Genomic DNA, 23,017 nt, shown 5'->3' with positions numbered 1-23,017 from the left:
TCAGGGAGAACACTATGTTTTTGAATCGATTGGTTCGCACTCAGCCTGTTCAATGGCTATGGATAGGATTGGTGATAATGGTGGCGATCGTCCTAATGGTGGTTCGTCCTGCCTTGAGTACCTCAAATCAGTTTCATGGCAGCAGCATCTTATACGGCAAAGTTTCCGATACTCGCCATTGGTACGACACACATGGACACAATCTCGTTGCTCATGCCAAAGTCACTATCAATTCCCTGCCGCCGCAAATTACCTACACCGATGATCAAGGGCAGTTTCGGTTTGAGGGATTGCGCGATATCAAATACCGCATTGCCATCGAAAATCCCCAGGAAACCAATAAAGCCTATACCTTTGTCACACGGGTTGAAGGACGCACCGGGCAGTTTTATGATCTCGCTTCGGATGAGAAGCACAACCTGAAGGAAATGGATTACTAGGCGTTGCCGAATCACGGTACGAATTCCTCCCTTGCTCTCCCAAGGTTGGGGACTTCCGCACCTTCAAAGTCATCAATTCTGGGGAACTTTGAAGGTGCGGTTCGATTGCTTCCTTTCCTCTTTTATAAAGTCGAGCAAAAGATTAAAGCTACCCATGTCCGAACAGTTGGATAAGAAACTGGGTCAATCTCACCTGACCCGACGCAACAAAACCATGCTGGACTGCAAATGCTAACCTAGAAGTTGAATAATGGACACAGTGGGATTATCAGGCTTTCAGACTCATGAACAAGGTCGTTGTTGGACTCTCAGGAGGAGTTGACAGTTCAGTTGCTGCGGCAACCTTACATCACCAGGGGTATAGCGTTGTTGGTCTAACGCTCTGGTTGATGAAGGGAAAAGGACAATGTTGTTCTGAAGGCATGGTTGATGCTGCCAAGCTGTGTGAAGACCTTGGCATTCCGCATCACATTGTGGATAGTCGAGACGTCTTTCAATCGAACATCGTAGATTATCTGGTAAGCGGTTATGCTGCCGGAATTACACCGTTGCCCTGCTCTCAGTGCAATCGAGCTGTGAAGTTTAGTCCGATGTTGCGCTACGCCCATGAAGAATTGGGCATTGAGCAAATTGCCACAGGCCACTACGCCCGCATTCATTTCGACGAAACAACAGGACGTTACCAGTTGTGGCGAGCAGTCGATCGCACTAAAGACCAGTCTTATTTTCTCTACGACCTGACCCAGGACGTGCTGGCCCATACTCTGTTTCCGCTGGGCGATCAAACCAAGGTTGAAACTCGCAGCGTCGCGGCTGGGTTCGGGCTGCATACCGCCAGCAAGCCGGAAAGCCAGGATTTGTGTTTAATTGAAGCCCACGGCTCCATGCGCGATTTTCTCGACAAATATCTAGCCCCTAAAGAAGGCGATATTGTTGATCAATCGGGCAAGGTGCTGGGTCGCCATCTGGGTGTTCACCACTACACCATTGGCCAGCGTCGCGGCCTGGGAATTGCCGCCGAGAAGCCGCTGTATGTGGTGGCAATTGACGCCGGACGCAACCAGGTGATTGTTGGCGATCGCACCGATATGCTCCAGTCAGATTTCACGGTGCAACGAGTCAACTGGGTGTCCATTCCCGACCCAGAAGCCCCGATTCGGGCAGACGTTCAGGTGCGCTATCGTTCAACGCCAGAACCCGCCACGCTAATTCCGCTATCGAGTGTAGATGGAAACTATCGGGTCAAAGTCACTTTTGATGACCCCCAGGCCAGCATCACACCAGGGCAAGCCGCCGTTTGGTACGATGGCGATGTTTTGTTGGGGGGCGGCTTGATTGAGCCATTCCCAAACGCGAGCTAGCTCTGGCCAGGGAACTGGCTAGAGAAGATGAGTTAATCTTGCACCCATAACCGTAATACGATGGGTGCGGAACCAATGCGATCGCATTTTGTAGACGTTAGTTAAGCGAGGGGATTACTTTGAGTCGTCACGCACAAGGGATCGAAGCCCACGGTGGGCAGTTAATTAATCGGGTGGTTACACCTGAACAAGGGCAAACATTCCTGGCACAAGCCTATACATTGCCACGGGTCGTTCTAGACGAACGAACCACCTCTGATCTGGTCATGATTGCGATTGGCGGGTTTAGCCCGCTCACCGGGTTCATGGAACAGGCAGACTATGATTCTGTTGTGACCAGCATGTATCTGTCCAACGGGTTGCCCTGGTCAATTCCCATTACGCTATCCGTGAGCGAAGCGATCGCCGATCCCTTACAAGAAGGAAGCCTGATCCGGTTGGACGATCCCAGCGGGCGCTTTGTTGGCGTATTAGAACTGACGCAAAAATTTCGCTACGACAAAGTAAAAGAAGCCATCAACGTTTACCGTACCGACGAAGAAAAGCATCCCGGTGTCAAAGTGGTTTACGAACAGGGGGCGATCAACCTGGCAGGGCCGATCTGGCTGCTCCAGCGCGACCCTCACCCTCAGTTCCCCACCTATCAAATCGATCCAGCGCAATCCAGAGCGTTGTTTCAAGAAAAAGGGTGGAATACGATTGTTGGGTTCCAAACCCGCAATCCGATTCACCGTGCCCACGAATACATTCAAAAGTGTGCGCTTGAAACGGTAGACGGGTTGTTCTTGCATCCCCTGGTAGGGGCAACCAAAAGCGACGACATCCCAGCCGATGTGCGAATGCGCTGTTACGAAATCATGCTGGAGCATTACTTCCCTACCGATCGCGTCATTTTGGCTATTAATCCAGCCGCCATGCGCTACGCTGGCCCCAGAGAAGCCATTTTCCACGCACTGGTACGAAAAAATTACGGCTGCACTCACTTCATTGTTGGGCGCGATCATGCGGGTGTTGGCGACTATTACGGCACCTACGATGCTCAACACATTTTTGATGAATTTGACCCGGCAGCATTGGGCATCACACCGATGAAGTTCGAACATGCGTTTTACTGCACTCGAACGCAGTCGATGGCGACCACGAAGACCAGCCCCAGTTCTCCAGACGAACGCGTTCACTTATCTGGAACCAAGGTGCGTGAGCTGCTGCGGCGAGGCGAGCTGCCACCACCGGAATTTTCGCGGCCAGAGGTCGCTGCCGAACTGGCTCGTGTGATGCGATCGCCCGTCGAAGCGTAACATCCACAAACACGTCCATCAGAGCAACCCAATTTGCTCTGATGGGAACCGTTTAGGCCATCGAGACTATCCGGTTGAAACCCTATTAATGTAATTATTTAGATGTAACAAGACATTCCCAAAAACGAATCATTCGCTCACAGGTTGACAGATCAATGTTTGTCAACTGTCTGGGTTGACTTTAGAGGATGTCTTAAAAGTGCTAAGCTCCAACTCGAACCGTCCCCTAATCCCCAAAATTGGGGGACTCCCGAATCCATTCTGTTTCAAAGTTCCCCAATTTTGGGGGATTTAGGGGGCTAATTTAGAATGTTGAGTCATTCTCAGACACCCTCTTAGCCCCGTCAACTCGATCTGACCAATAGCCATGCAGACGTAGAGAATCTAAGGTCATCCCGTATTGACAAAAAGCTCCTATTTTTCAGGGAGATTGGATGGAACGCACGCAATTTTGATGTCGAATAATGTTCAAATAGGAGCATGGGACTAAAGCGACGAACCTTTTTACAGCAAGCTGGATTGGCGCTGAGCGCGTGGGGCATCAGCGAAACGGGGCTGTCGGTGTTGGCACGTCGCTATCAGCAGGTGTTGGCTCAACCGACTCGTCGCAAGCTGGCATTGTTGGTGGGCATCAATCAGTATGCCGAACAGGTTTGTGATTGTACACCGCTACGGGGCAACACAGCGCTCAACGGTTGCCTCACCGATGTTGCTTTGCAGCAAGAGGTTTTGATTCACCGCTTTGGGTTTCAACCCAGCGACATTTTGACCCTGACCGACCAACAGGCCACTCGCGAGGCGATCGAAACAGCCTTTCTTTCTCACCTGACCGAGCAAGCCCGACCGGGAGATGTGGTCGTCTTTCACTTCAGCGGGTTAGGAAGTCAGGTTAAGTTTGAAAACGCCCCCGAAGCGTTACAGAATACGCTCGTTCCGGTCGATGGTATTCTCCCGTCTGAAGAAAATCCCACCATCCACGATTTGCAAGAAGAAACGCTGGTTTTGCTGTTGCGATCGCTCCAGACGGATCAAGTCACCACCGTTTTAGATGCCAGCTTTGCCGACTTTGGCCGATTCCTTCAGGGAAACCTGCGGATTCGATCGCGTCCTAATGCGCCAAGCGGTTATGCCTGCGATGCCGAACTGGCCTTTCAGGAGCAGTTATTGACCCAAACCAAGCTATCGCGGGAACAGGTGGTTCAGCAGTGGCGCTCTGGTCAACTGCCGGGAATCATGCTAACAGCCGCCGGGGCGAACCAGATTGCCACGGAAGGTCAGTGGAACGGGTTTAGTGCCGGTTTGTTTACCTATGCCCTCACCCAACAACTGTGGTGGACTACGCCCGTATCGACGCTACGCATTAACCTGGGTCGTGCCATTGGTTCGGTGAAGCAGCTTGTGGGGAGCAACCAGTTACCCGCCTTAAGTGGACAAAAAAGCCAGGAACAGGTGTTGTCGGCCTACTACACTCTGCCAACGCCCGCCAGTAGTGCGGATGGAGTCGTTACGGCGGTTGAAGAAGATGGCAAAACTGTGCAACTGTGGTTAGCCGGGTTGCCTGCCAGCGTTTTGGAATATTACGGCACGAACTCATTACTATCGCTTTACCAACCGGCAGCCACACCACCCTCGTCAAAGCTAAAGACCGCTGATGAGGCACCAGGCACATCGTCAGATTTGGGCGATCGCCCCTTACTACAGGTGCGATCGCGCGATGGCCTAACCGTAAAAGCGCGAGTTGCGACTACAGACGCCTCCTCACCACCGTTACAAGTGGGGCAGCTAGTACAAGAATCCGTCCGGCTATTGCCTCGCAACATCAGTCTCACCGTTGCCCTCGACACCAGCCTGGAGCGTATTGAACGGGTAGACGCAACGAGTGCCTTTGCCTCTATTCCCCGTGTGTCTTCTGTAGTGGCCGGAGAGCAACCCGCCGACTATTTGTTTGGCAAAAACCTGCCGCAACCTCGAACCCTGGCAGCTCTGGCGGATGACGGGCTGCTGGCTGACGCGACACAGCCAGCGACAAGTAAAACAGCCAACGACACCCCAGCGGCAAAGAGTAGCTATGGCTTGTTTTATCCCGGTCGAGCCGTTATTCCTGGAACCCTGGTTGAGGGAGAAGAAGCCGTAAAAACGGCAGTGAACCGCCTCACACCGCAATTGCGAACCCTGCTGGCAACCAAGCTGCTGCGGTTGACCGTAAACGAAGGATCGTCCCGGCTGGGCGTTCGAGCCGTATTAGAAATGGTGTCGCCCCAGGAGCGCATCGTTATGCTGCAAGAAACGGTGCGTGCCCCGTGGTCAATGCCAAGCAGCCGATTGGTGTCGTTGCTGGCGGGTAACGGTGTGCCAACGTTACCCATCGGTAGCCATGTGCAGTTTCGCTTGAGCAATTACGGCGATCGCCCCGTGTATTTCATTCTGCTGGGGTTAGATACAAGCGGCAGTGCGATCGCGCTGTACCCGGCATCTGTTACCTTTAGCAGTACCGCTCCTCGGTTATCGCTACAGGACAACGTTATTCCACCGGAGCAAACCATTACCATTCCTCAGAATCCTCTGTCAGACTGGATCATTCAAGGCCCAACAGGATTCGCCGAAACCTATCTTATCTTCAGCCGTAGCCCACTTACTCAGGCGTTTGCGGCTCTAGAAACAGCAATGCGCTCTAAGGGGGATGCACGGCAGGTCAACGTCCTGTTAGATCCACTTAAAGTAGCTCAAGCGGTTCTGCGCGATCTCCATCAAGCCGGTGCCCCAGCGGTCAAAGCCGATGCTCCGAGCGATAGCTATGCGTTGGATGTAGATAGCTGGGCAACCCTCAGTTTCATCTACCGGGTGGCAGAAGCCTGATGTGGCAAAGCGCTGTCACGTGTTGTTTGTAAATCAGCCAGATCAGCCTGTTGCTTGCAGACATAGCACAGTTACACTGGTAAGAATTGCATCCGTTGCAGCGGAGGTAGCAAAAATAACTCTCCCGTGTCCCGTACGGAGAACGGCTGAGAACAGGTCTAAACGTTTTAGGTAGCCTGATCAGGCATTGATTCAGGTGTAGTTGGATCAAGTCGAGACGTAAAAGATACTTCTCAAACACCCTTCTAATGTTACAGGTCGTTTAACTCACACCCTAACGTTCGAGTGCAACTAAAAGACGTCAGACTTCAGCGTGTGGCGTTTCAAACTGTATAGCACTGTATAGCAACGCTACACCATACCGTTGCTACAGATGAATACTACGATGAACAGCGTCAACATAGGAAGGCGTAGGCTTTTGTGACACCAGTTCCAAGTGTTATTCCACCCAATGAATCACAACGCTTAGCGGCGGTCAAACGATACGACATCCTGGACACGCCTCCTGACAAAACGTTTGATCGCATTACCTATCTGGCTGCTCAGATCTTGCAGGTGCCGATCGCACTGGTCAACATTGTGGACTACGACCGAATTTGGTTCAAATCGTGCTGGGGGCTGGAAGGTGTTGAGCAAATTGAGCGAGATCCAGGACTCTGTGCCTCTGTGATTTTGCAGGACGAGGCGTGGATCGTAACCGATGCTAGCACCGATCCCCGAACACAGACCAATCCGCTGGTAACGGGTGAATTTGGTCTCCGGTTTTACCTGGGTATTCCGCTTAAGACCAAGGATAGCTTCAATTTGGGGACGCTTTGTGTTGTGGATCAAAAACCTCGACAAGTGGTTGAGGAAAAGGTCAAGATGCTCCAGGAACTGGCCGCTATTGTGGTGGATGAACTGGAGTTGCGGCTAGCAACCCGTCAGGTGGTTCAATCTAAAGACATTCAACTGACCGAAGTGGAACGGTTGAGCCAGCTCAAAGATAGTTTTCTGAGTACCATTTCCCATGAACTGCGTGCGCCCATTACCAACATGAAGGCCGCGATCGCCATGCTTAAAGTGGCGAAAACCGAGACAAAGCGCAACCAATATCTTCAGGTGCTAGAGCAAGAGTGTAGCCGTGAAGCTCAGCTCATTGACAATTTGCTCAATTTGCAACAGCTAGAAGCAGGGAATCTAGAGCCTCAGCCTGAGACGATCGAGTTAGCGGGTTGGTTAAAGGAGTTGTTGCGTCCGTTCGAGGCTCGTCTTCAGCGCCGACAACAACGGCTTATGCTGGAGATTCCGGAACACCTCTCCCTGACAACCGATCCCTCAATCTTGCAGCGCATTGTGATTGAACTGATCAATAACGCCTGTAAATACTCCCCACTGGATGCAACGATCGCTGTAACAGTAGCCTCTTCCATGGATGCCGCGGCTCAACCCGTTATTGAACTACAGGTGAAAAACACAGGCGTAGAGATTCCGCCGCAGGAGCAACAGCAAATTTTTGCCAAGTTTTACCGCATTCCCCAGGGCGATCGCTGGCAGCAAGGCGGCACCGGGCTGGGGCTGGCTCTGGTCAAGCAGTCTGTAGAGGCATTACAAGGAACGATTCAGGCTCAAAGTGCAGACAACCAGGTTACGTTTTCGGTGGTGTTGCCCCATCTTTCACCCCGTTCAGCGATGCCTGAGTGACCTAAACCAACTCAGCGATGTCAGCGTCGATCAAGCGAACGTGAACGGGTTAAAAAGATTTCCTGATTTGGGCATGGGGAGCCGGAATAGAGAAGCAACTACCCTTTATTGCTGGAGGTTTACCTGCATCCCCGGCAGTGAGGATGTGAGATCTGAAGCGGGAGGGTAACTTTGAAGAAGCATCACTGGTTGAACGTTGCTGAATACGCGTCTGTTGTTGGTTTGGGGGTCGGTTCGCTCGCTTCTATCGTGTATACGCAGATGCTCTATGTATCTGCTCCGCTTTCAATTTTGGTGTTGTTGAACTTAGCGAACCGCCGTCGCTTAGAGCAAGAAACTGAACAACACACGGCGATCGCCGTCAATGAACTCGACCAGCGATTATCGCAGCAGATTGAGCAACTAAATCAGCAAGTGATGTCGCTTCCCACCATTGAAACGGTGGGAGGCATCAAAAAGTCGCTACTTTTGAAAAATCGGGAAGTTGTCGAAAAGCTATCCGGCGAAATAGTAGCCATTCAGCGTGAATTCCAGGATCGGTTAAAGCTAATTGAAAAGCAAGATTTAGCCGCTGCCCGCCTGGATATTAATCAACTGGGTGAAAAGTGCGCCCGCCATGCCGAGGCACTGGCCGACATTACCAGTCACCTTAATCGCCTCTCTAGCATCGCCAGGGTCGATGGCCTGGAGAATGTGGTAAATCAGCTTAAAGGGGATGTGTCTCAGCTTCAGAGCCACTTGCAGGAGATTACCAGCTACGCTAAACCCAACCTGGTTTCGCTTCAGGATCAGGTGGCTAATCTCAACCGCCAGTTCAAAAAAATTCCGGCTCCTGTGGATCAAACAGCGCTGAGACAAGAAATGAGCGAGTTGATTCGGGTGGTGGCTGACCTGGTGCCCAAACGCGAGTTTACGGCGCTAACGGCTCAAATTCGAGAGCTGAATCAACAGCAAGAGATGCTGAAGCAGACCGTTGCCACGCTTGAAACCCATTCCGCCCGGTTTGGTAAACCCCAGGAGGTACCGCCTGCTCCCCCAATTCCCGCACCGCAGCGAGCAGCCGAGCCAGCAGATAAAGAACTAGATCGCCAGGTCGATCGCCTGTTAAGCGCTTCTGAGTTGTCGCAGCAGCATCCAGATGTGCAGGAAACCATCACTACCATCATCAACGGGTTACAGGAGCAACTAACGGCGCTTCACACATCAACCCAGCAGTTGACAGAACAACAGCAACGCCTGTATACCCAGGTGAATCAACTGCCAAAAACGCTGGATGCGGTTGCCGTGCAGCGGCAGGTGCAAGACATTACCGAGCGAATCGCCCATGTTGAAAGCGGCACCCAACTGTTTCAAGCGCAAGTGGAAGCCAATTTGCAGCGTGACTTAGAGCAGGTGAACCAAAAGCTGCGATCGCTCCCTGCGGCTCCAGACTACGAATTTATTTTCGATCTCACCTCAGCGAACGGCCAGAACAATAACGGTAGCCAGACAGCGTTGCAGCAGGCGCTAAACCATAGTCAGGAACGGCTAATTTTGATTTGCCCCTGGTCGGATGAACAGCGACTAAACGGGGAATTGCTGCAACAGTTAAAGCAATTCTTGCAAAACAATCGGCAGCTTAGTTTGGGTTGGTGTTTCCAAGCAAACCGGGACGAAAACCGCCTGCTCAACAAGCTAGTGCGCGGTTGGGAAGTTACACCCCACCAGCGCACCGAACTGCAAGACACCTTGCGAGATTTGCTGAAGTTGAAACAAGCGTATCCAGAGCGGTTTCAGTTTAAGGTTTTGGGCACGGCTGAAAGCTTTTTGGTGATGGATCAAACGATGGCGATCGTGGGGATTCCAGAGATGCTATCAACCCGGTCTATCTTTACGCAACTGCAACTGAAGCTTCGTACCACCGACAGCGGTGTGATTCAGCAGCTTATTCAGCGGTTTGATAACCCCCTATTAGACCCATCCGACCTGGCAGCTCATTGGAATCGAGCCGTCACTCGCTACGAATTGGGCGATAAGCAAGGCGCAGTGGCTGACTTTACTCAGGTGTTAAGTCTTGATCCCAACGACGCGATCGCCTACAACTATCGTGGTTTGGTGCGTGCCGATCTGGGTGATGTTGAAGGGGCTGCGACCGATTTCACACAGGCGTTGCACCACGACCCGCGCATGTTTGCCGCTTGCTGTAACCGGGGCTTTGTGGCGCTTGAACTGGGTGACTATCTAGCGGCGATCGCTGATTTTGGCCTTGCGCTTCAGCTTCAACCCCAATCGGCCATTACCTACTTCTATCGCGGTTTAGCGTCGCAAAAGTTAGGCGATCTTGAAGGCGCGATTCGAGACTACAGCGAAGCGCTGATGTTATCTCCAGAAGCAGCGGTGGCCTACTATTACCGAGGCGTAACCCATCAGAAGGTAGAAAACTGGTCGGAGGCGATCGCCGATCTGGAAGCGGCAGCCCGCCTGTTTCACGAGTTAGGCAGCAAAGCCAATGTGCAAAAAGCGTTACGCATTCTAGAAAAGCTAAAGTCTGCTCCACCCGCAAAACCTGCGGTTGCGAATGGTAGAAAGTCTGCGGCTCCCCACTACTCAGCCAACCAGTTTGAACTGGCTCCCTCGGAAACCATTGCCAGGGAGTATGTGCATCCGTTGGGGCCAGAAGCCAGTCTGGCAAACAGTGAGCAGTTGCACTCGTCTAACGGCCATCACGCTCATGCCGAGAACCCAGTATCTAACGAGCTGATTCAAGTGGTCGATGTTGAGGTGCTTGGCCCGGAAATGATCATTGATCCGGTTTTTCCGGTAGAACCCGAACCGTCGCACCGATCGCCATCGAAACGGACAGGTCATTCCATGCGATCGCCTCGTCCTACGACTCAAAACGGTAATGGTGCCCATCATAGTGAGCGATCGGAGGCGGAAGTGTTAGTGGATTTCTGTCGCCACAACTAAGTTGAGCTTACTAAATCTCCTCTCGTTTTAACAGCAGGCGAAATGCCTGCTTTTTTTTGGTCAACCAGAGGTTGACCAATTCGTACAAAGTAAGTATTTTTAGATCTATTACTTAATAAAAATAAGTTTGTGGATCTAAATTCAATAGATTTTAAGGCAATACGCTTTCTTATGGCTCAAGGACGAATGACCTGGTCTGAGTTGGCAGGTTTGTTGGATCTGTCTGCCCCGGCCACTGCCGATCGCGTCCGCCGATTAGAAGAACGCAAGGTCATTAAGGGCTATGCCGCTCTGGTAGAGCCAGATGCGATCGGATGCCATCTTACTGCGTTCATTGCCGTTACGTTAGAGCGTCCAGAGCATCGAGCTGGTTTTCTGGAACGCATCCGCGAGTTACCCGAAATCCAGGAATGTCATCACGTGACAGGCGAAGACGATTACTTGTTGAAGGTTCGTTGTCGTCACACTAAAGATTTGGAGATGCTGATCAGCGAACAGTTGAAAGGATTACCCGGTATTTTGAGGACTCGCACCACGATCGCCCTTTCTACCTTGAAAGAAACGCCCATTTTGCCGATGAAACACAACGACTAACGCTATTGCTGCTGGCTACGTTTCGCCTCTTAATTGCACCTCATTCGCCACACCGTTATGGACATTGATTTCTTTGTTCGAGGGTTGATTGTTGGTTTTTCGATCGCGCTTCCGGTTGGGCCCATTGGCGTTTTGTGTATTCGCCGCACTCTCACCGAAGGACAGCTTTCAGGCTTGGTATCTGGTTTGGGAGCTGCAACAGCCGATGCCATTTACGGCGCAGTTGCTGGGTTTGGGTTAACCTTCATTTCTGGTATTCTGATCGGTCAGACCTTCTGGTTACGTCTGATTGGAGGAGCATTTTTGTGTTATCTCGGCCTTAAAACCATCTTGACGAAAACAGCCGATCGCGCAGCGTCAGAGCAAAAGTATGGTCTACTAGGGGCTTACACCTCTACGGTATTTCTGACCCTGACCAATCCTGCAACCGTGCTGTCGTTTGTGGCTGTGTTTGCTGGAGTAGGGCTAGCCAATGCTGATGGAAATTACCTGACAGCGGGAATTCTGGTTTTAGGTGTTTTCACGGGTTCGGCAATATGGTGGCTGCTGTTAAGTAGTAGCGTCAGCCTATTACGAGCAAAATTCAATCCTCGCGGCTTGCAGTGGTTAAACAGAATTTCAGGTTCCATTCTTCTCGTCTTTGGCATCATCGCTCTCAGCGTTGGGCGCTAACTGCGCTCTGGTGGCGAGCGCTGCTAATGGTGATGGCAATCTGTCTCTGTATCGCTTGTTGGACGGCCTATTCTGCAACGGCGACATCGGTAGATAGCCTGCGGCAGCAGCAACAAGAATTAGAGCAAAAGCGCCTGGACATTATTCGAGAACGCGATCGCCTGCAAAATATGGAGCAATCGGCTCAGAAGCATTTAGGTGGGTTGCAGGAAAACATTCGCGTCACGGGCAGCCAAATTACCGAGAATGAGGCCAGGCTAAAGAATGCCACCCAGGCACTAGCACAACTGCAAGCAGAACTGGCTAAGGCAGAAAAAAGTTACCAGGATCGACAATTTTCAACGGTGGCGCGGTTAAAGTTTCTGCAACGGCAGACGGGCAGTAAAGGTTGGGCGGTGTTGCTGCAAAGCCAGACCTTGAACGACTTCCTCGATCGCCGCCGTCAATTAAAGCTGGTTTATCGAGCCGATCGCCATTTTTTGGCAGAACTAAAAGCCGAGGCTGATGATCTGGCGCGTCGCAAACGCGAGGTGGAGCGGCAGAAAAACGAAATTGCTCTGCTCACCCAGGAGCTACAAGCGCAGAAGGAACAGTATGAAGCGCAAGCCGAAACCCAGGAAGGTTTAATTCAACGGTTACGAGTCGATCGCCAAGCCCTGGAAGAAGCGGAAGAGCAGCTTTCCAGAGATTCTACTAATATTGCTGTTTTAATTCGCGATCGCATTACCTCGCAAACCCAAAGCCGAGTGCTCATTCGGGGAACTGGGGTGTTTGGCTTTCCCAGTGATGGGGTACTCACCAGCAGTTTTGGTTATCGCCAGCATCCAATTTTGGGCAGTCGCCGCTTTCATGCCGGGGTCGATTTTGGTGCCAGTCATGGCAGCCCCATTCGAGCCGCAGATGATGGAATGGTGATCTTTGCAGGGTGGTACGGCGGCTACGGTCAAGCCGTTGTGATTGATCACGGCGGCAGTATTACAACACTGTATGGACATGCCAGCGCGCTGTATGTTGCGGAAGGGGAGGCGGTAAAGCGAGGACAGGCGATCGCAGCCGTTGGCTCAACGGGCTTCTCGACAGGGCCACACCTCCATTTTGAAGTACGGCAAAATGGCGATCCGGTGAATCCATTGAATTTCTTGTAGTCTAAGAGGATGTTTGAAAAGTGCTGAATGTCACTTGAACCGCCCCCTAAATCCCCCAATTCTGGCTTCGACGTGAGCGCTCAGCCGAACGGGGACTTTGAAACAGAACTGGCTCGGAAGTCCCCCAAGGTTGGGGGATTTAGGGGGCAAATGCAGTACATTTGCTACGTTTCAAACATCCTCTAATGGCGGGGAGCTTGAACTCCTTACGTCAGCGTTGTGCAGGTATGGGGAGATGCCATGAGTTTGGTCTTTGAAACGCAGAGATTACGATTAAACCCAATCACAATGGATGGGCTGGATACGCTGCACCGTATTTTTGTTGATCCATTTGTCAGAAAGTATTTGTGTGACGATGAAATATTCTCTTCTCAACAGGTCGAAGAGATGTTGCTAGAAAACCAAACGCGATTTGAGGCCGAAAAGTTTGGACTTTGGTTTATTGAAACAAAAGCGGAACAAGAGATTATTGGGTTTGTTGGGTTGTGGTATTTTTTTGATGAAGACCAGCCGCAATTAATCTATGCGTTGCTGCCGACTGCAACCCAGAAAGGCTATGCCACGGAAGCGGCAACTCAAATCCTGGACTATTGGTTCAACGAACTCAACCATGCCTATCTTGTAGCCAGTTCGGATAAACCTAACCTTGAGTCGCACAAGGTTGCAGAGAGGTTGGGAATGAAGCAAGTAGAGGAAAAAATGATAGACGGCAAGCCTGTCTTATTTTTTAGAGTAGAGAAATCCTGAGCCATACTAACCATTTCGATGACTGCTAGAAATTAGCATTGATGGAAATAGGGCGATCGCCACGAAGTCCTCTATAAGGGCGTAGCATTTGGCAGATACCCTCTTACAGCAGTTCTCAATCGAGTAAGCCACAGTCTCGTCAAGAGGGGTGTGGGGTGTAGGGTTTGAGGTGTGGTGAATGCAAATGAAAATGGCTGTAAGCAGACTCAGATGCCCCCAGCCAAATGCTGCGCCCCTACGAGGCGACGGGTTACATATAGGCTTCCTCAAACATCCTCTTAGAAATCTGCTGGTCTTACATCATCGGGCAATTCGTCGAGTGTAACGTCTAACGCCTTGCAAAGGGCTTTCATTTGTGGAATCGTCAACTCTGGCTGATATTCACCTCTTTCCCAAGCGCTGATCGCTCGTTGCGACAAAGTCCCTGTACCCGTTTTATCTGGAATTTGTTTTGCTAGCTCAGCCTGAGTCAACCCTGCCTTGAGTCGAAGCTTTTTCAGGGGGGAAATGGGTTCCTCTGGCGATCGTTGGGTTTCAGACTCAGGCATAGGAGCAAATTTTAGAAGCACACTTCTTGACAGCGATCGTTTTTAGAAGTACGCTTCTATTTCAAGGACAAGTGAAAGAAGCAAATGCATCAAAATATTGCTGCTGAACCAATTGATTTCAGTTGGTTAGCAGATTGCGATGCCTGCGTCTCTAGTGTCTCACCAATAGCCGATATTGAATACCAACAAGGCAACTGATTGATTTCCGTTTGACATTAAACGGATGTTGTTTGCTGCCTAAATAGCCTCTTGCAAACCCTAGCCCGATCGCCTTTGTTGCGATCGCCTTATTTGCCATGTCTTACCGCGATCGCCTGTCGCCCTGGTGCATCGTTCGTCATTTGCCAAAGGCGCGATCGATCATCGTTGCTCGGTTTCGTCGTCGTCCTGAAGCAGAAGCCCACTTGCGTACTATGCAACAACTGTTGCCCACCACCCATCACACCATTGTGTTTGATGCGATCGCTCAACCCTCAACAGAGATCAATATAGATAGTTTGGTTGAAATGGAAACAAGGGGCGATCGCTTTGCTCCCAATATCTCCGTTGCCATTCCGCAACCGCGAGATTTGAGGAAGCCCAATGTGTAGCCCGTCACCGTGTAGGGGCGCAGCAGTTGGGCAACCCCTCTGAGTCTATTCCAGCCTCTACCTGCAAAATGCTACGCCCACCTGGCTACGTTTCAAATAGCCTCTTAACAAAAGAGACGTTCCATTACAATAGAACGCCCCTCAGAGTTATTGATGAAACGGTCGTTAGGTAATCACGGTGGGTTGCTCCCGCCCTGTAAACTCGCGGATTTTAGCCACCTCTTCCGCAATGCGAATCAACTCGCCCAACGCTTCTTGCGTATCAATATCATGCTGGTTGGGGTCGGGCTGGTAGCTCTCTAAATACACCCGCAGCGTTGCCCCCTGCGTTCCCGTTCCCGATAACCGAAACACAATTCGAGAGCCATCCGTGAAACCAATCCGCAACCCCTGGCGATCGCTAACGCTATGGTCGATCGGGTCGGTATAGCTGAAGTCATCAGCAAACTCAACCTCATAGGCACCAAAGGTCTTCCCCTTCATCTCTGGCGCAAGCTGGCGTAAGCGGGTCATCAATTCCGTGGCTTTATCGCTATCAACCCCCTCATAGTCATGACGAGAGTAGTAGTTGCGTCCGTAGGTTTTCCAGTGGTCGCGCACAATCTGCTCCACCGATTCGCCCCGAACCGCCAGAATGTTGAGCCAGAACAGCACCGCCCACAGCCCATCTTTTTCGCGGACATGGTTGGAGCCTGTGCCAAAACTTTCTTCGCCGCACAGCGTTGCTTTGCCTGCATCCAGCAAGTTGCCAAAAAACTTCCATCCGGTTGGCGTTTCGTAGCAGTCCATCCCCGCCTGCGCCGCCACCCGATCGACTGCCTGACTGGTGGGCATCGATCGCGCCACTCCGGCCAAACCGTCCTTATACCCCGGAGCCAGATGAGCATTAGCTGCCAAAATAGCTAAACTGTCGCTCGGCGTAACAAAGAAATGGTTGCCTAAAATCATGTTGCGATCGCCATCCCCATCGGATGCAGCTCCAAAATCGGGCGCGTTATCACCATACATAATGTCAACCAGATCATGGGCGTAAACCAGGTTAGGGTCGGGGTGCCCACCCCCAAAGTCTTCTAGCGGTTCACCGTTTTGCACCGTACCGGCTGGCGCACCCAATCGTCCTTCTAAAATTGCTTTGGCATACGGCCCTGTTACCGCGTGCATTGAATCGATACACAACCGGAATTGTCCAGAAGCAACGACCTGACGGATGCGATCGAAGTCAAACAGCGACTCCATCAGTTGAGCATAATCCTCAACGGAATCAATCACCTTAACGGTCATGCTGCCTATTTGCGATTCGCCCACCCGGTCGAGATCCACATCTGGAGTTTCCAGCATTTTGTAAGCATCAATCTCTTTGCTGCGAGCATAGATGGCTTCGGTTACTTTTTCAGGAGCAGGGCCACCGTTGCTGGTGTTGTACTTTACGCCAAAGTCTTCGTCTGGGCCTCCCGGATTATGGCTGGCTGATAAAATAATGCCGCCGATCGCTTCTGTTTTACGAATCACGCAGGATGCAGCAGGTGTAGACAAAATACCGCCCTGCCCCACCAGCACCTGCCCAAACCCATTAGCCGCCGCCATTTTGAGAATGGTTTGAATCGCAGTGCGGTTGTAATAACGCCCATCGCCACCGAGTACCAGCGTTTGCCCCGCATAATTTTCAATGGCATCAAAAATAGATTGGACGAAGTTTTCCAGGTAGTTTCGCTGCTGAAAAACCTTGACCTTCTTGCGTAGTCCGGAAGTGCCGGGCTTTTGATCCGCGAAGGGGGTTGTGGCAACCGTTCGTATGTTCATGAATGTATAGTGATGGCTTAATAACTGTTAGTAGTTCAGCTTGGTGGTTCAACAAGGTTGCTGTTCTCACGGCAAAACTAACAAAGAACCCAAGTTACACCCATCATCGTCGCATTTTGGCTGTCTCCTGTGGAGTCATCCTTGAGACAGGTGTTCAAAATTTTGGACAATCCCGCTGCAAACCATTCTCTAGCCCCAGTTTCTATAATTCTCGGTAGCATGGTCAAGATGTTGGTTAACGTTTCATCTCGATCGAATTGACCCATGCAGCCATTCACAACCCATCTCCGCGTCCGTCACTATGAGATGGACCCTTTGGGGCATGTCAACAACGCCGTCTATCAGCATTATTTAGAGCAAGCCGCGATCGAACACCTGGAACATCTGGGGTTTACGCCCGACCGATATCGTGAATTGCAGGGCACATTTGTGATGCGCCGAATCACGATCGACTATTTACGTCCGGCGATATCCGGTAACACCCTTGCTATCAAGACCTGGCCTGAAGAAATGCGGGGCTCGCGAGCCATTCGGCGGTATGAGATTCGCAAACAGGGAGAAAGCGATTTGCTGGTGACAGCAGAAGCGCTGTGGGTCTGGGTCGATGCGATAACGATGCGCCCTAAAGCGATTCCGCGCCCAATTTTTGAAGTATTTGGTCAACTCAGCCAATCTGTGAAGGAGTAGCACCATGCCCACTACTGAAGCCACCTGGCAACACGATTTCATCGTTAGCAATGGCGTTCGTTTGCATTATGTCACTCAAGGAGAGGGGCCGCTGATGCTGATGTTGCACGGTTTTCCAGAGTTTTGGTACTCCTGGCGCAAACAAATTCCAGAATTTGCCAAAGACCACAAAGTGGTGGCGATCGATCTTCGAGGCTACAACGATAGCGACAAGCCCACGGATCAATCGGCCTACGTCATGGCAGAATTCACCAAAGATGTGGCAGGGGTCATTCGTGGGTTAGGCTACGAACGCTGTATTTTGGTAGGTCATGATTGGGGTGGGGCGATCGCCTGGAATTTTGCCTACGCCTACCCAGAACTGGTCGATCGCCTGATTGTACTGAACTTACCCCATCCCGCCAAGTTCGCCGAAGGATTGCGTACGCCGCAGCAGTTGCTCCGCAGTTCGTATATTTTCTTTTTCCAGTTGCCCTGGCTGCCAGAATTCATCATCGAAACCTCAGGCTATCAGCTGATTAGCAATGCAATTCAGGGAATGGCCGTAGACAAAACCGCTTTCACGCCAGAAGACCTGGAACTGTATCGAACCGCCGCCGCCAAACCGGGCGCATTGACAGCCATGTTGAACTACTACCGCAATGTGTTTCAACAAGGGCTAACCCGCACGGACTGGGGCATTTTACAAGTGCCAACGTTGATGATTTGGGGCGAAGACGACACAGCCCTGGGCACCGAGTTAACCTACGGCACCGATGCCTATGTAGAAGACCTGCGGATCTGCTATATCCCCAACTGTAGCCACTGGGTGCAGCAAGAACGGCCAGATTTGGTGAATCAGTATATGCGGCAATTCCTGGCTCAGGCCGGGTAGACCCAGCCTCACTGCGCCTCTGGCGGCAGGTCTTGACTGCGGCGAAACAAATGGGAGTGATCGGGACTGTATAGACGCGATCGCACCACATTACCAGCAGGCGATCGCGCCTCAGCGGGCTTCAGTGCCGGACTGATCAAGTACAGCGTGGTGCGAATCAGGTTTTCCTGGCGGGTCAGTTCTGCCATTTGATGCAGCGGCACCACCCAAATTTTTTCGTCCGGCCAACCGACTCGAAAACAAACGGCAACCGGGGTATCGGCTGGATAATGCTCCAGCAACCTGGCCTGAGAGTCTTCCACATGACGAGCGCTGAGATATAAACACAGGCTGGCTTTATGAGCCGCCAGAGAGGCCAGCTCCTCTGCAACGGGCACCTGAGTACGACCGCTGATTCGAGTCAGGATAATGGTTTGCACCAGGGCAGGCACCGTCAACTCGACTTGCAGCTTGGCGGCAGCCGCCTGAAAAGCACTGATGCCAGGAATCACCTCAAACGGCACCTCAGCCGCCGCGAGCGCTTGCATCTGTTCGTGAATGGCGCTGTACAAGCTTGGATCGCCAGAATGTAGCCGAATCACCGACTTGTGCGATCGCACCCGTTCTATCATCAGCGGCAAAATGTCTTCCAGCGTTTTGTTCGCCGTGCCAACCACTTCTGCATCCGGGCGCACAATCTGGAGAATTTGTTTGGGCACCAGCGAATCAGCAAACAAAATCACATCCGCTTGAGCCAGCAGCTTGTACGCTTTGACCGTCAGCAGCTCTGGATCGCCAGGGCCAGCCCCCACAATGTAAACCGCAGGGACAAGCGCCGCCTGGGACGATTCGCGAACCTCAGTAGCATTTAAACTGACCATGTAATACTCCGATTCTGTCTCTACGAATAAATCCTTAAACAAGCCTCAAAAAAGCCGAGTTTTTATGAAGGCTATGTGAACTGTAAGGGTCATTCCGGATACCACCTGTTCTCCCAGTAAAAGGGAATGGTAGATGCACCCTGATTCAAAACCAATGGTTCGCCATTGGTTTTTTTTTGTCTAATTGACTGTCTACTTACCGTTCTACTTGGGCTTAGTGGGAGTTGGATGCGGCACCGTTATCCGATGGCGATCGCATCGAAACCACATCGGGCAAAAAGCGGCGGAACCCATACAGCCAGATCAAGCCAGCAATCCCAAAGGTGATGCCAATTAAGCTCACCACCTGAGCAATGCGTAACGGGCCTAGCATGAGGCTGTCCATTCGCAAGCCTTCAATCCAAAACCGTCCCAGGCTGTAAGCAACAAAGTAAACGAGAAACAACGTCCCTGGTTTTAGTTTGAGCCTGCCACGCACCCCTTGAACGAACAGCGTTAACAACAGCGCAAACACCGCTAAATTCCACAGCGACTCGTAGAGAAAGGTGGGATGAAAATAGCTGAATTCTGCATAACCGGGCGGACGCTGAGCCGGTGGAATGTAAAGCTTCCACGGCAGTTCGGTCGGACGACCAAACGCTTCCGAGTTAAAGAAGTTGCCCCAACGCCCGATCGCCTGTCCCAAAATCAGTGATGGCGCAACGACATCAGCCAACTGCCAAAACGAAACGCGATTGAGTCGGGCAAAGATCAGCGCTGCAATTGACCCACCCAAAATTGCGCCATGAATAGCAATACCACCATGCCAGATAGCCAGAATTTCGGCAGGGCGCTGGGCATAGTTCTCCCATTCAAAGGCAACATAATACAATCGGGCGGATGGAATGGCGGCAACCACCAGCCAAATGGCCAGATCGCCAATCAGGTCAGGGTTCATGCCTCGTCGCTTTGCTAATGTCGTGGATAGCGTTAATCCAATCATGACTGCCGAGGCAATTAGGGCACCGTACCAGCGAATTGCAAGGGGACCCCACTCCAACAAAATGGGTCCAGGAGAGGCAAATTCAGCAATTAGGGTTGGTATATCTGGCACGATCGCTGCTCCTAGAGAGACTTCTGCCAGTCTATCAAGTATTGCTAAGCAGACGACCATTTCAGCAGATGACGCTGAGTGTGCCGTTGAAGCGGCTCTACCTCCCAAAAATCTTCTGTGGGGAAAGCTAAATTACTCTGTGGAACCGAGGAGATTATCTGCTATCATAGGTTCTCGTCACCCTGGAGAGGTGGCTGAGTGGTCGAAAGCGGCAGATTGCTAATCTGTTGATGCCTTTAGGGGTATCCGAGGGTTCGAATCCCTCCCTCTCCGTTCTATAACTGTTTCAGCCGATTCTACCCGATTGCAATTAACCATTGCAGCGACCGTTTTCAACGCTCAAACTGGTTGAAACGGGGTGTTTTTGGGGGAGAAATGGGGGAAAATCCATAGGAAAGTAAAGGGCTTTTCCGATGGATTTAACCCAGCGAATCAAGGACGCAAATCGAGGCCTGGAGAAGATCAGCATCCGCGAGAAAGACGGAAAGCTGTATGTTCGGGGGAGAACTCGCGATAGTTTCCCGCCCAAGCCAAGCGGCGAGCAGCCGGATCGAGCAGAAATTGCGATGGGAGTCAGCGCAACTGCGTCAGGTCTGAAGGTTGCGATCGCCAAAGCCAAAGCGATCGATGCCGATTTGATCTGGGGGAAGTTTGACTGGACTCCGCATTTAAAGGGAAAGCAGAAGCCACCGGAAACCGTTGCGGAGTGGGTCAGACGATACGAAGAACACCACTGGCTGATGACACCATGCACAACCCATGACGAGCGGTTGAGCAAGGAAAACTCGTACCACAAGAACTATCGGTTGATGTTCAACCGGCTGCCCCAAAACGCACCGCTGACCACCGAGCTGCTGGAACAAACAGCGGTTAATGAGGTTGCTGCGGGAACGCGATCGCGCCAGGTCATGTGCATGGCCTTCAGGCGGCTCGCTGAATTTGCCAAAATCGATGCTGGGAACTTAAAGCAGTTGGGAAAGGGCTACACCCCTGACTCTGTTGACCCACGTAATTTGCCGTCCGATCAAGAAATTCAGGAGCTGCGATTGAAGCTGACTGATCCAGCTTGGCGCTGGGTGTTTGATGTGATGGCGATCTACGGATTGAGGCCGCACGAAGTGTTCCGATTGCGAACCGATCGGCTTGTAGAACGTCCTTCCATTTTGGAAGTACAAAAAACGACGAAGACCGGGTTTCGAGTGGTCTACCCCATTCCAGCAGACGGATGGGGTTTTGATGCTAAAGCAGTTTTATTTCCCAGGATCAAGATTGAAGGACGAAGCAACAATCAGATGGGAATGGCTATCTCTCAAAAATTCCGCCAGCAAAACTTAGGAATAGACCCCTATGACCTGCGACATTGCTATGCCAGACGGGGTTTTGAGAGAGGCTTTGGTTCTAAGTTCTTATCAAAATCAATGGGGCACTCAGTTCGAGTGCATGAAAAGACGTATCAGGCTTGGATCAGGGAAGAGACCTACACAAAGATGTACAACCAGGTGATGGGGATGAGCTAACCCGCCCTGCGCTGGTCTGGTGGAGTTTTAAGAAATTCATCGAAATTGGCAACGTGCACTTTCCAGGATGCAGAGCTAGATTCTGTGCTCCTATCATCCCGATAGTGCGTTCCATAAACCAAATCTCCCTGCTTCCCCAACATCCGCAGCGTTTCCGCTCGATCGATCTCATCAATGATGCGATCGTGGCTTAGCCCTAGCAACGGAGCTGCCTTGGGAGGGGTCAGCCACGGCCCACGAATGCCATAGGCCGAGAAGATGCGTGACATCCAGCTCAGTTGCTCCCGCATAGAGAGCATCTCGGCTTTTAATTGAGCCATTTCTTGTTGCAAGTCAGCAATAGTCAGAGATTTAGCCATAAGTTGATAGTTCGCTTAGTCCTGAAACCTAATTGAGTCTTGATGTGGGCTTATTTAGGTGCGATCGCCCTCCTCTTCAGTCCACAGCGTCGTCACTCCGCGCATTTCCCTAAACTCCTGAATTAACTCATCTGCAATCTCTCCAGACTGCTTTAGCTCCTGAAGTAGAAACGCCGCCAGAAAGGCTTCGATCTCCGCTCCAAATGCTGCATCCATCATTTGCGTGGCGTACTGCCTAACTGTTTCAGGGCGGAGATGGTCGCCGTCAATATTCATCGTCACGCTAGGGATAGTGCTGGTATTCCGCTTTTGCCGAAACAATATTAGGATCTGCCCTGCCTCCTGTATCTCAAGCCCTAACTTTTGAATCGCCCATTGCATCAGGCAAGCGTCCAACTCAGCAGCGGCGATTGCTTCCAGGACGGCATGAGCATGATGTCGCGCCTCCTCCGGGTCGAGGTTAGCCTGTTGCTTACCCCATCTAATCGATACAGCCGGGGTGAGGGCGCGGCTGGCAACCATTGATTCAACCCAGATTCCATCGTCATCTGACGGCTGGGGTTTTCCAAAACCTTTAGCCATCACCACCTCCCACAAGCTTAAAAAATCCATTAGTGAAGTTTGTTAGCAGCTTTGCCGCTGCTTCGTCGGTGGCATATGCTAGGATTCTGCCGCCGTTTTTGTCAGTGATGCAAAACTGAAATCCCCGATACGGAGGATCAAGGCGATCGTATTTCAGCGGGTATTCGACTTGAATTTCAAATGATTCAGCCATTGCGATCGCCTCCCTCATTCTTCTGCTGAATAGCTAATTTGAACCGTTCTAACTCGGCATATAGCTCTGGCTCCTTTTGCTTTATTTGGTCAATTTCCGACTCCTCTACCTTTGCAAGCATTAGATTCTTATCAAATTGGAGGAATCGAGCACAGCCAAAGCAGACTGT

At 51.4% G+C, this 23,017-nt stretch carries 22 protein-coding genes and 1 tRNA gene; 15 read left to right on the top strand and 8 right to left on the bottom strand.

Annotated elements, in window-relative coordinates:
• Positions 1-14 precede the first annotated feature (14 nt).
• The 10 genes from IQ268_RS09345 to IQ268_RS09300 all read left to right on the top strand — a co-directional run bounded on the left by IQ268_RS09345 (position 15) and on the right by IQ268_RS09300 (position 13,745).
• Positions 15-440: a carboxypeptidase-like regulatory domain-containing protein gene (locus IQ268_RS09345; RefSeq protein ID WP_193877772.1), complete on the top strand. Its 426-nt coding sequence runs from the start codon at positions 15-17 to the stop codon at positions 438-440.
• 284 nt (positions 441-724) lie between these two features.
• Positions 725-1,801, top strand: coding sequence for a tRNA 2-thiouridine(34) synthase MnmA (gene mnmA, locus IQ268_RS09340; protein ID WP_193877770.1), 1,077 nt, complete (start codon positions 725-727; stop codon positions 1,799-1,801).
• Positions 1,802-1,920: 119 nt separating this feature from the next.
• A complete protein-coding gene (gene sat / locus IQ268_RS09335) occupies positions 1,921-3,099 on the top strand; it encodes a sulfate adenylyltransferase (protein ID WP_193877768.1) in 1,179 nt (392 codons plus the stop codon).
• A gap of 480 nt (positions 3,100-3,579) precedes the next feature.
• Positions 3,580-5,955, top strand: coding sequence for a caspase family protein (locus IQ268_RS09330; protein ID WP_193877766.1), 2,376 nt, complete (start codon positions 3,580-3,582; stop codon positions 5,953-5,955).
• A gap of 420 nt (positions 5,956-6,375) precedes the next feature.
• Complete coding sequence (locus IQ268_RS09325; protein WP_193877764.1) at positions 6,376-7,638, top strand: GAF domain-containing sensor histidine kinase; 1,263 nt, start codon at positions 6,376-6,378, stop codon at positions 7,636-7,638.
• A gap of 171 nt (positions 7,639-7,809) precedes the next feature.
• The gene (locus IQ268_RS09320) at positions 7,810-10,587 is read left to right on the top strand and encodes a tetratricopeptide repeat protein (RefSeq protein WP_193877762.1); all 2,778 of its coding nucleotides are present in this window, start codon (positions 7,810-7,812) and stop codon (positions 10,585-10,587) included.
• Positions 10,588-10,716: 129 nt separating this feature from the next.
• Positions 10,717-11,181: an Lrp/AsnC family transcriptional regulator gene (locus IQ268_RS09315; protein ID WP_193877760.1), complete on the top strand. Its 465-nt coding sequence runs from the start codon at positions 10,717-10,719 to the stop codon at positions 11,179-11,181.
• 57 nt (positions 11,182-11,238) lie between these two features.
• On the top strand, positions 11,239-11,853 hold the full coding sequence (locus IQ268_RS09310) for a LysE family translocator (RefSeq protein WP_193877758.1): 615 nt from the start codon (positions 11,239-11,241) through the stop codon (positions 11,851-11,853).
• Positions 11,854-11,879: 26 nt separating this feature from the next.
• Entirely contained in the window at positions 11,880-12,998 is a 1,119-nt protein-coding gene (locus IQ268_RS09305; protein ID WP_193877756.1) for a murein hydrolase activator EnvC, read from the top strand.
• Positions 12,999-13,238: 240 nt separating this feature from the next.
• Positions 13,239-13,745, top strand: coding sequence for a GNAT family N-acetyltransferase (locus IQ268_RS09300; RefSeq protein ID WP_193877754.1), 507 nt, complete (start codon positions 13,239-13,241; stop codon positions 13,743-13,745).
• A 278-nt stretch (positions 13,746-14,023) separates the two neighbouring features.
• On the opposite strand, the gene IQ268_RS09295 is transcribed toward IQ268_RS09300, so the two are convergent.
• Entirely contained in the window at positions 14,024-14,293 is a 270-nt protein-coding gene (locus tag IQ268_RS09295) for a helix-turn-helix transcriptional regulator (protein ID WP_193877752.1), read from the bottom strand.
• Positions 14,294-14,589: 296 nt separating this feature from the next.
• On the opposite strand from IQ268_RS09295, the gene IQ268_RS09290 reads away from it, so the two are divergent.
• Entirely contained in the window at positions 14,590-14,883 is a 294-nt protein-coding gene (locus IQ268_RS09290) for a hypothetical protein (protein ID WP_193877817.1), read from the top strand.
• A 165-nt stretch (positions 14,884-15,048) separates the two neighbouring features.
• Here IQ268_RS09290 and IQ268_RS09285 read toward each other — a convergent pair whose 3' ends face one another.
• Positions 15,049-16,683 (bottom strand): alpha-D-glucose phosphate-specific phosphoglucomutase, encoded by a 1,635-nt coding sequence (locus IQ268_RS09285; RefSeq protein WP_193877750.1) that lies wholly within the window; start codon positions 16,681-16,683, stop codon positions 15,049-15,051.
• A gap of 264 nt (positions 16,684-16,947) precedes the next feature.
• Between IQ268_RS09285 and IQ268_RS09280 the strand changes: the two genes are divergently transcribed.
• Positions 16,948-17,370 carry a thioesterase family protein gene (locus IQ268_RS09280; RefSeq protein WP_193877748.1) on the top strand — a complete coding sequence of 141 codons (423 nt, stop codon included), beginning with the start codon at positions 16,948-16,950 and terminating at the stop codon, positions 17,368-17,370.
• 4 nt (positions 17,371-17,374) lie between these two features.
• Positions 17,375-18,244, top strand: a complete 870-nt coding sequence (locus IQ268_RS09275; protein ID WP_193877746.1) for an alpha/beta fold hydrolase — start codon at positions 17,375-17,377, stop codon at positions 18,242-18,244.
• Positions 18,245-18,252: 8 nt separating this feature from the next.
• On the opposite strand, the gene cobM is transcribed toward IQ268_RS09275, so the two are convergent.
• Together cobM and lgt are read right to left on the bottom strand one after the other, a co-directional pair.
• The gene (gene cobM / locus IQ268_RS09270; RefSeq protein ID WP_193877744.1) at positions 18,253-19,104 is read right to left on the bottom strand and encodes a precorrin-4 C(11)-methyltransferase; all 852 of its coding nucleotides are present in this window, start codon (positions 19,102-19,104) and stop codon (positions 18,253-18,255) included.
• A 214-nt stretch (positions 19,105-19,318) separates the two neighbouring features.
• Complete coding sequence (lgt, locus tag IQ268_RS09265; protein WP_339383774.1) at positions 19,319-20,197, bottom strand: prolipoprotein diacylglyceryl transferase; 879 nt, start codon at positions 20,195-20,197, stop codon at positions 19,319-19,321.
• Positions 20,198-20,381: 184 nt separating this feature from the next.
• Here lgt and IQ268_RS09260 point away from each other — a divergent pair.
• Positions 20,382-20,470 (top strand) — tRNA-Ser (locus tag IQ268_RS09260).
• 140 nt (positions 20,471-20,610) lie between these two features.
• Positions 20,611-21,714 (top strand): hypothetical protein, encoded by a 1,104-nt coding sequence (locus IQ268_RS09255; RefSeq protein WP_193877740.1) that lies wholly within the window; start codon positions 20,611-20,613, stop codon positions 21,712-21,714.
• Here the strand turns inward: IQ268_RS09255 and IQ268_RS09250 are convergent.
• Genes IQ268_RS09250 through IQ268_RS32810 form a run of 4 tightly spaced genes read right to left on the bottom strand, consistent with a single transcriptional unit; the run spans position 21,711 to position 22,969 of the window.
• Positions 21,711-22,073, bottom strand: a complete 363-nt coding sequence (locus IQ268_RS09250) for a hypothetical protein (RefSeq protein WP_193877738.1) — start codon at positions 22,071-22,073, stop codon at positions 21,711-21,713. The genes IQ268_RS09255 and IQ268_RS09250 overlap by 4 nt on opposite strands.
• Before the next feature lie 54 nt (positions 22,074-22,127).
• Complete coding sequence (locus tag IQ268_RS09245; RefSeq protein WP_193877736.1) at positions 22,128-22,655, bottom strand: hypothetical protein; 528 nt, start codon at positions 22,653-22,655, stop codon at positions 22,128-22,130.
• Positions 22,648-22,848 (bottom strand): hypothetical protein, encoded by a 201-nt coding sequence (locus tag IQ268_RS09240; protein ID WP_193877734.1) that lies wholly within the window; start codon positions 22,846-22,848, stop codon positions 22,648-22,650. The genes IQ268_RS09245 and IQ268_RS09240 overlap by 8 nt, the downstream gene beginning before the upstream one ends.
• On the bottom strand, positions 22,841-22,969 hold the full coding sequence (locus tag IQ268_RS32810) for a hypothetical protein (RefSeq protein WP_255527161.1): 129 nt from the start codon (positions 22,967-22,969) through the stop codon (positions 22,841-22,843). Before IQ268_RS32810 ends, IQ268_RS09240 begins: the two co-directional genes overlap by 8 nt.
• Positions 22,970-23,017: the final 48 nt, after the last annotated feature.

It is taken from the genome of Oculatella sp. LEGE 06141 (assembly GCF_015207605.1).
Classification (GTDB): domain Bacteria; phylum Cyanobacteriota; class Cyanobacteriia; order Elainellales; family Elainellaceae; genus Oculatella.
The sequence above is the reverse complement of the archived record's forward strand: the minus strand, read 5'-3'. Positions and strand labels throughout refer to the sequence as shown.

Coding starts and splice junctions, on each gene's coding strand:
- IQ268_RS09345 (WP_193877772.1), top strand. CDS start 15: ATGTTTTTGAATCGATTGGTTCGCACTCAGCCTGTTCAATGGCTATGG.
- mnmA (WP_193877770.1), top strand. CDS start 725: ATGAACAAGGTCGTTGTTGGACTCTCAGGAGGAGTTGACAGTTCAGTT.
- IQ268_RS09330 (WP_193877766.1), top strand. CDS start 3,580: ATGGGACTAAAGCGACGAACCTTTTTACAGCAAGCTGGATTGGCGCTG.
- IQ268_RS09310 (WP_193877758.1), top strand. CDS start 11,239: ATGGACATTGATTTCTTTGTTCGAGGGTTGATTGTTGGTTTTTCGATC.
- IQ268_RS09305 (WP_193877756.1), top strand. CDS start 11,880: ATGGTGATGGCAATCTGTCTCTGTATCGCTTGTTGGACGGCCTATTCT.
- IQ268_RS09300 (WP_193877754.1), top strand. CDS start 13,239: ATGAGTTTGGTCTTTGAAACGCAGAGATTACGATTAAACCCAATCACA.
- IQ268_RS09295 (WP_193877752.1), bottom strand. CDS start 14,293: ATGCCTGAGTCTGAAACCCAACGATCGCCAGAGGAACCCATTTCCCCC.
- IQ268_RS09290 (WP_193877817.1), top strand. CDS start 14,590: ATGTCTTACCGCGATCGCCTGTCGCCCTGGTGCATCGTTCGTCATTTG.
- IQ268_RS09285 (WP_193877750.1), bottom strand. CDS start 16,683: ATGAACATACGAACGGTTGCCACAACCCCCTTCGCGGATCAAAAGCCC.
- IQ268_RS09280 (WP_193877748.1), top strand. CDS start 16,948: ATGCAGCCATTCACAACCCATCTCCGCGTCCGTCACTATGAGATGGAC.
- IQ268_RS09275 (WP_193877746.1), top strand. CDS start 17,375: ATGCCCACTACTGAAGCCACCTGGCAACACGATTTCATCGTTAGCAAT.
- cobM (WP_193877744.1), bottom strand. CDS start 19,104: ATGGTCAGTTTAAATGCTACTGAGGTTCGCGAATCGTCCCAGGCGGCG.
- IQ268_RS09255 (WP_193877740.1), top strand. CDS start 20,611: ATGGATTTAACCCAGCGAATCAAGGACGCAAATCGAGGCCTGGAGAAG.
- IQ268_RS09250 (WP_193877738.1), bottom strand. CDS start 22,073: ATGGCTAAATCTCTGACTATTGCTGACTTGCAACAAGAAATGGCTCAA.
- IQ268_RS09245 (WP_193877736.1), bottom strand. CDS start 22,655: ATGGCTAAAGGTTTTGGAAAACCCCAGCCGTCAGATGACGATGGAATC.
- IQ268_RS09240 (WP_193877734.1), bottom strand. CDS start 22,848: ATGGCTGAATCATTTGAAATTCAAGTCGAATACCCGCTGAAATACGAT.
- IQ268_RS32810 (WP_255527161.1), bottom strand. CDS start 22,969: ATGCTTGCAAAGGTAGAGGAGTCGGAAATTGACCAAATAAAGCAAAAG.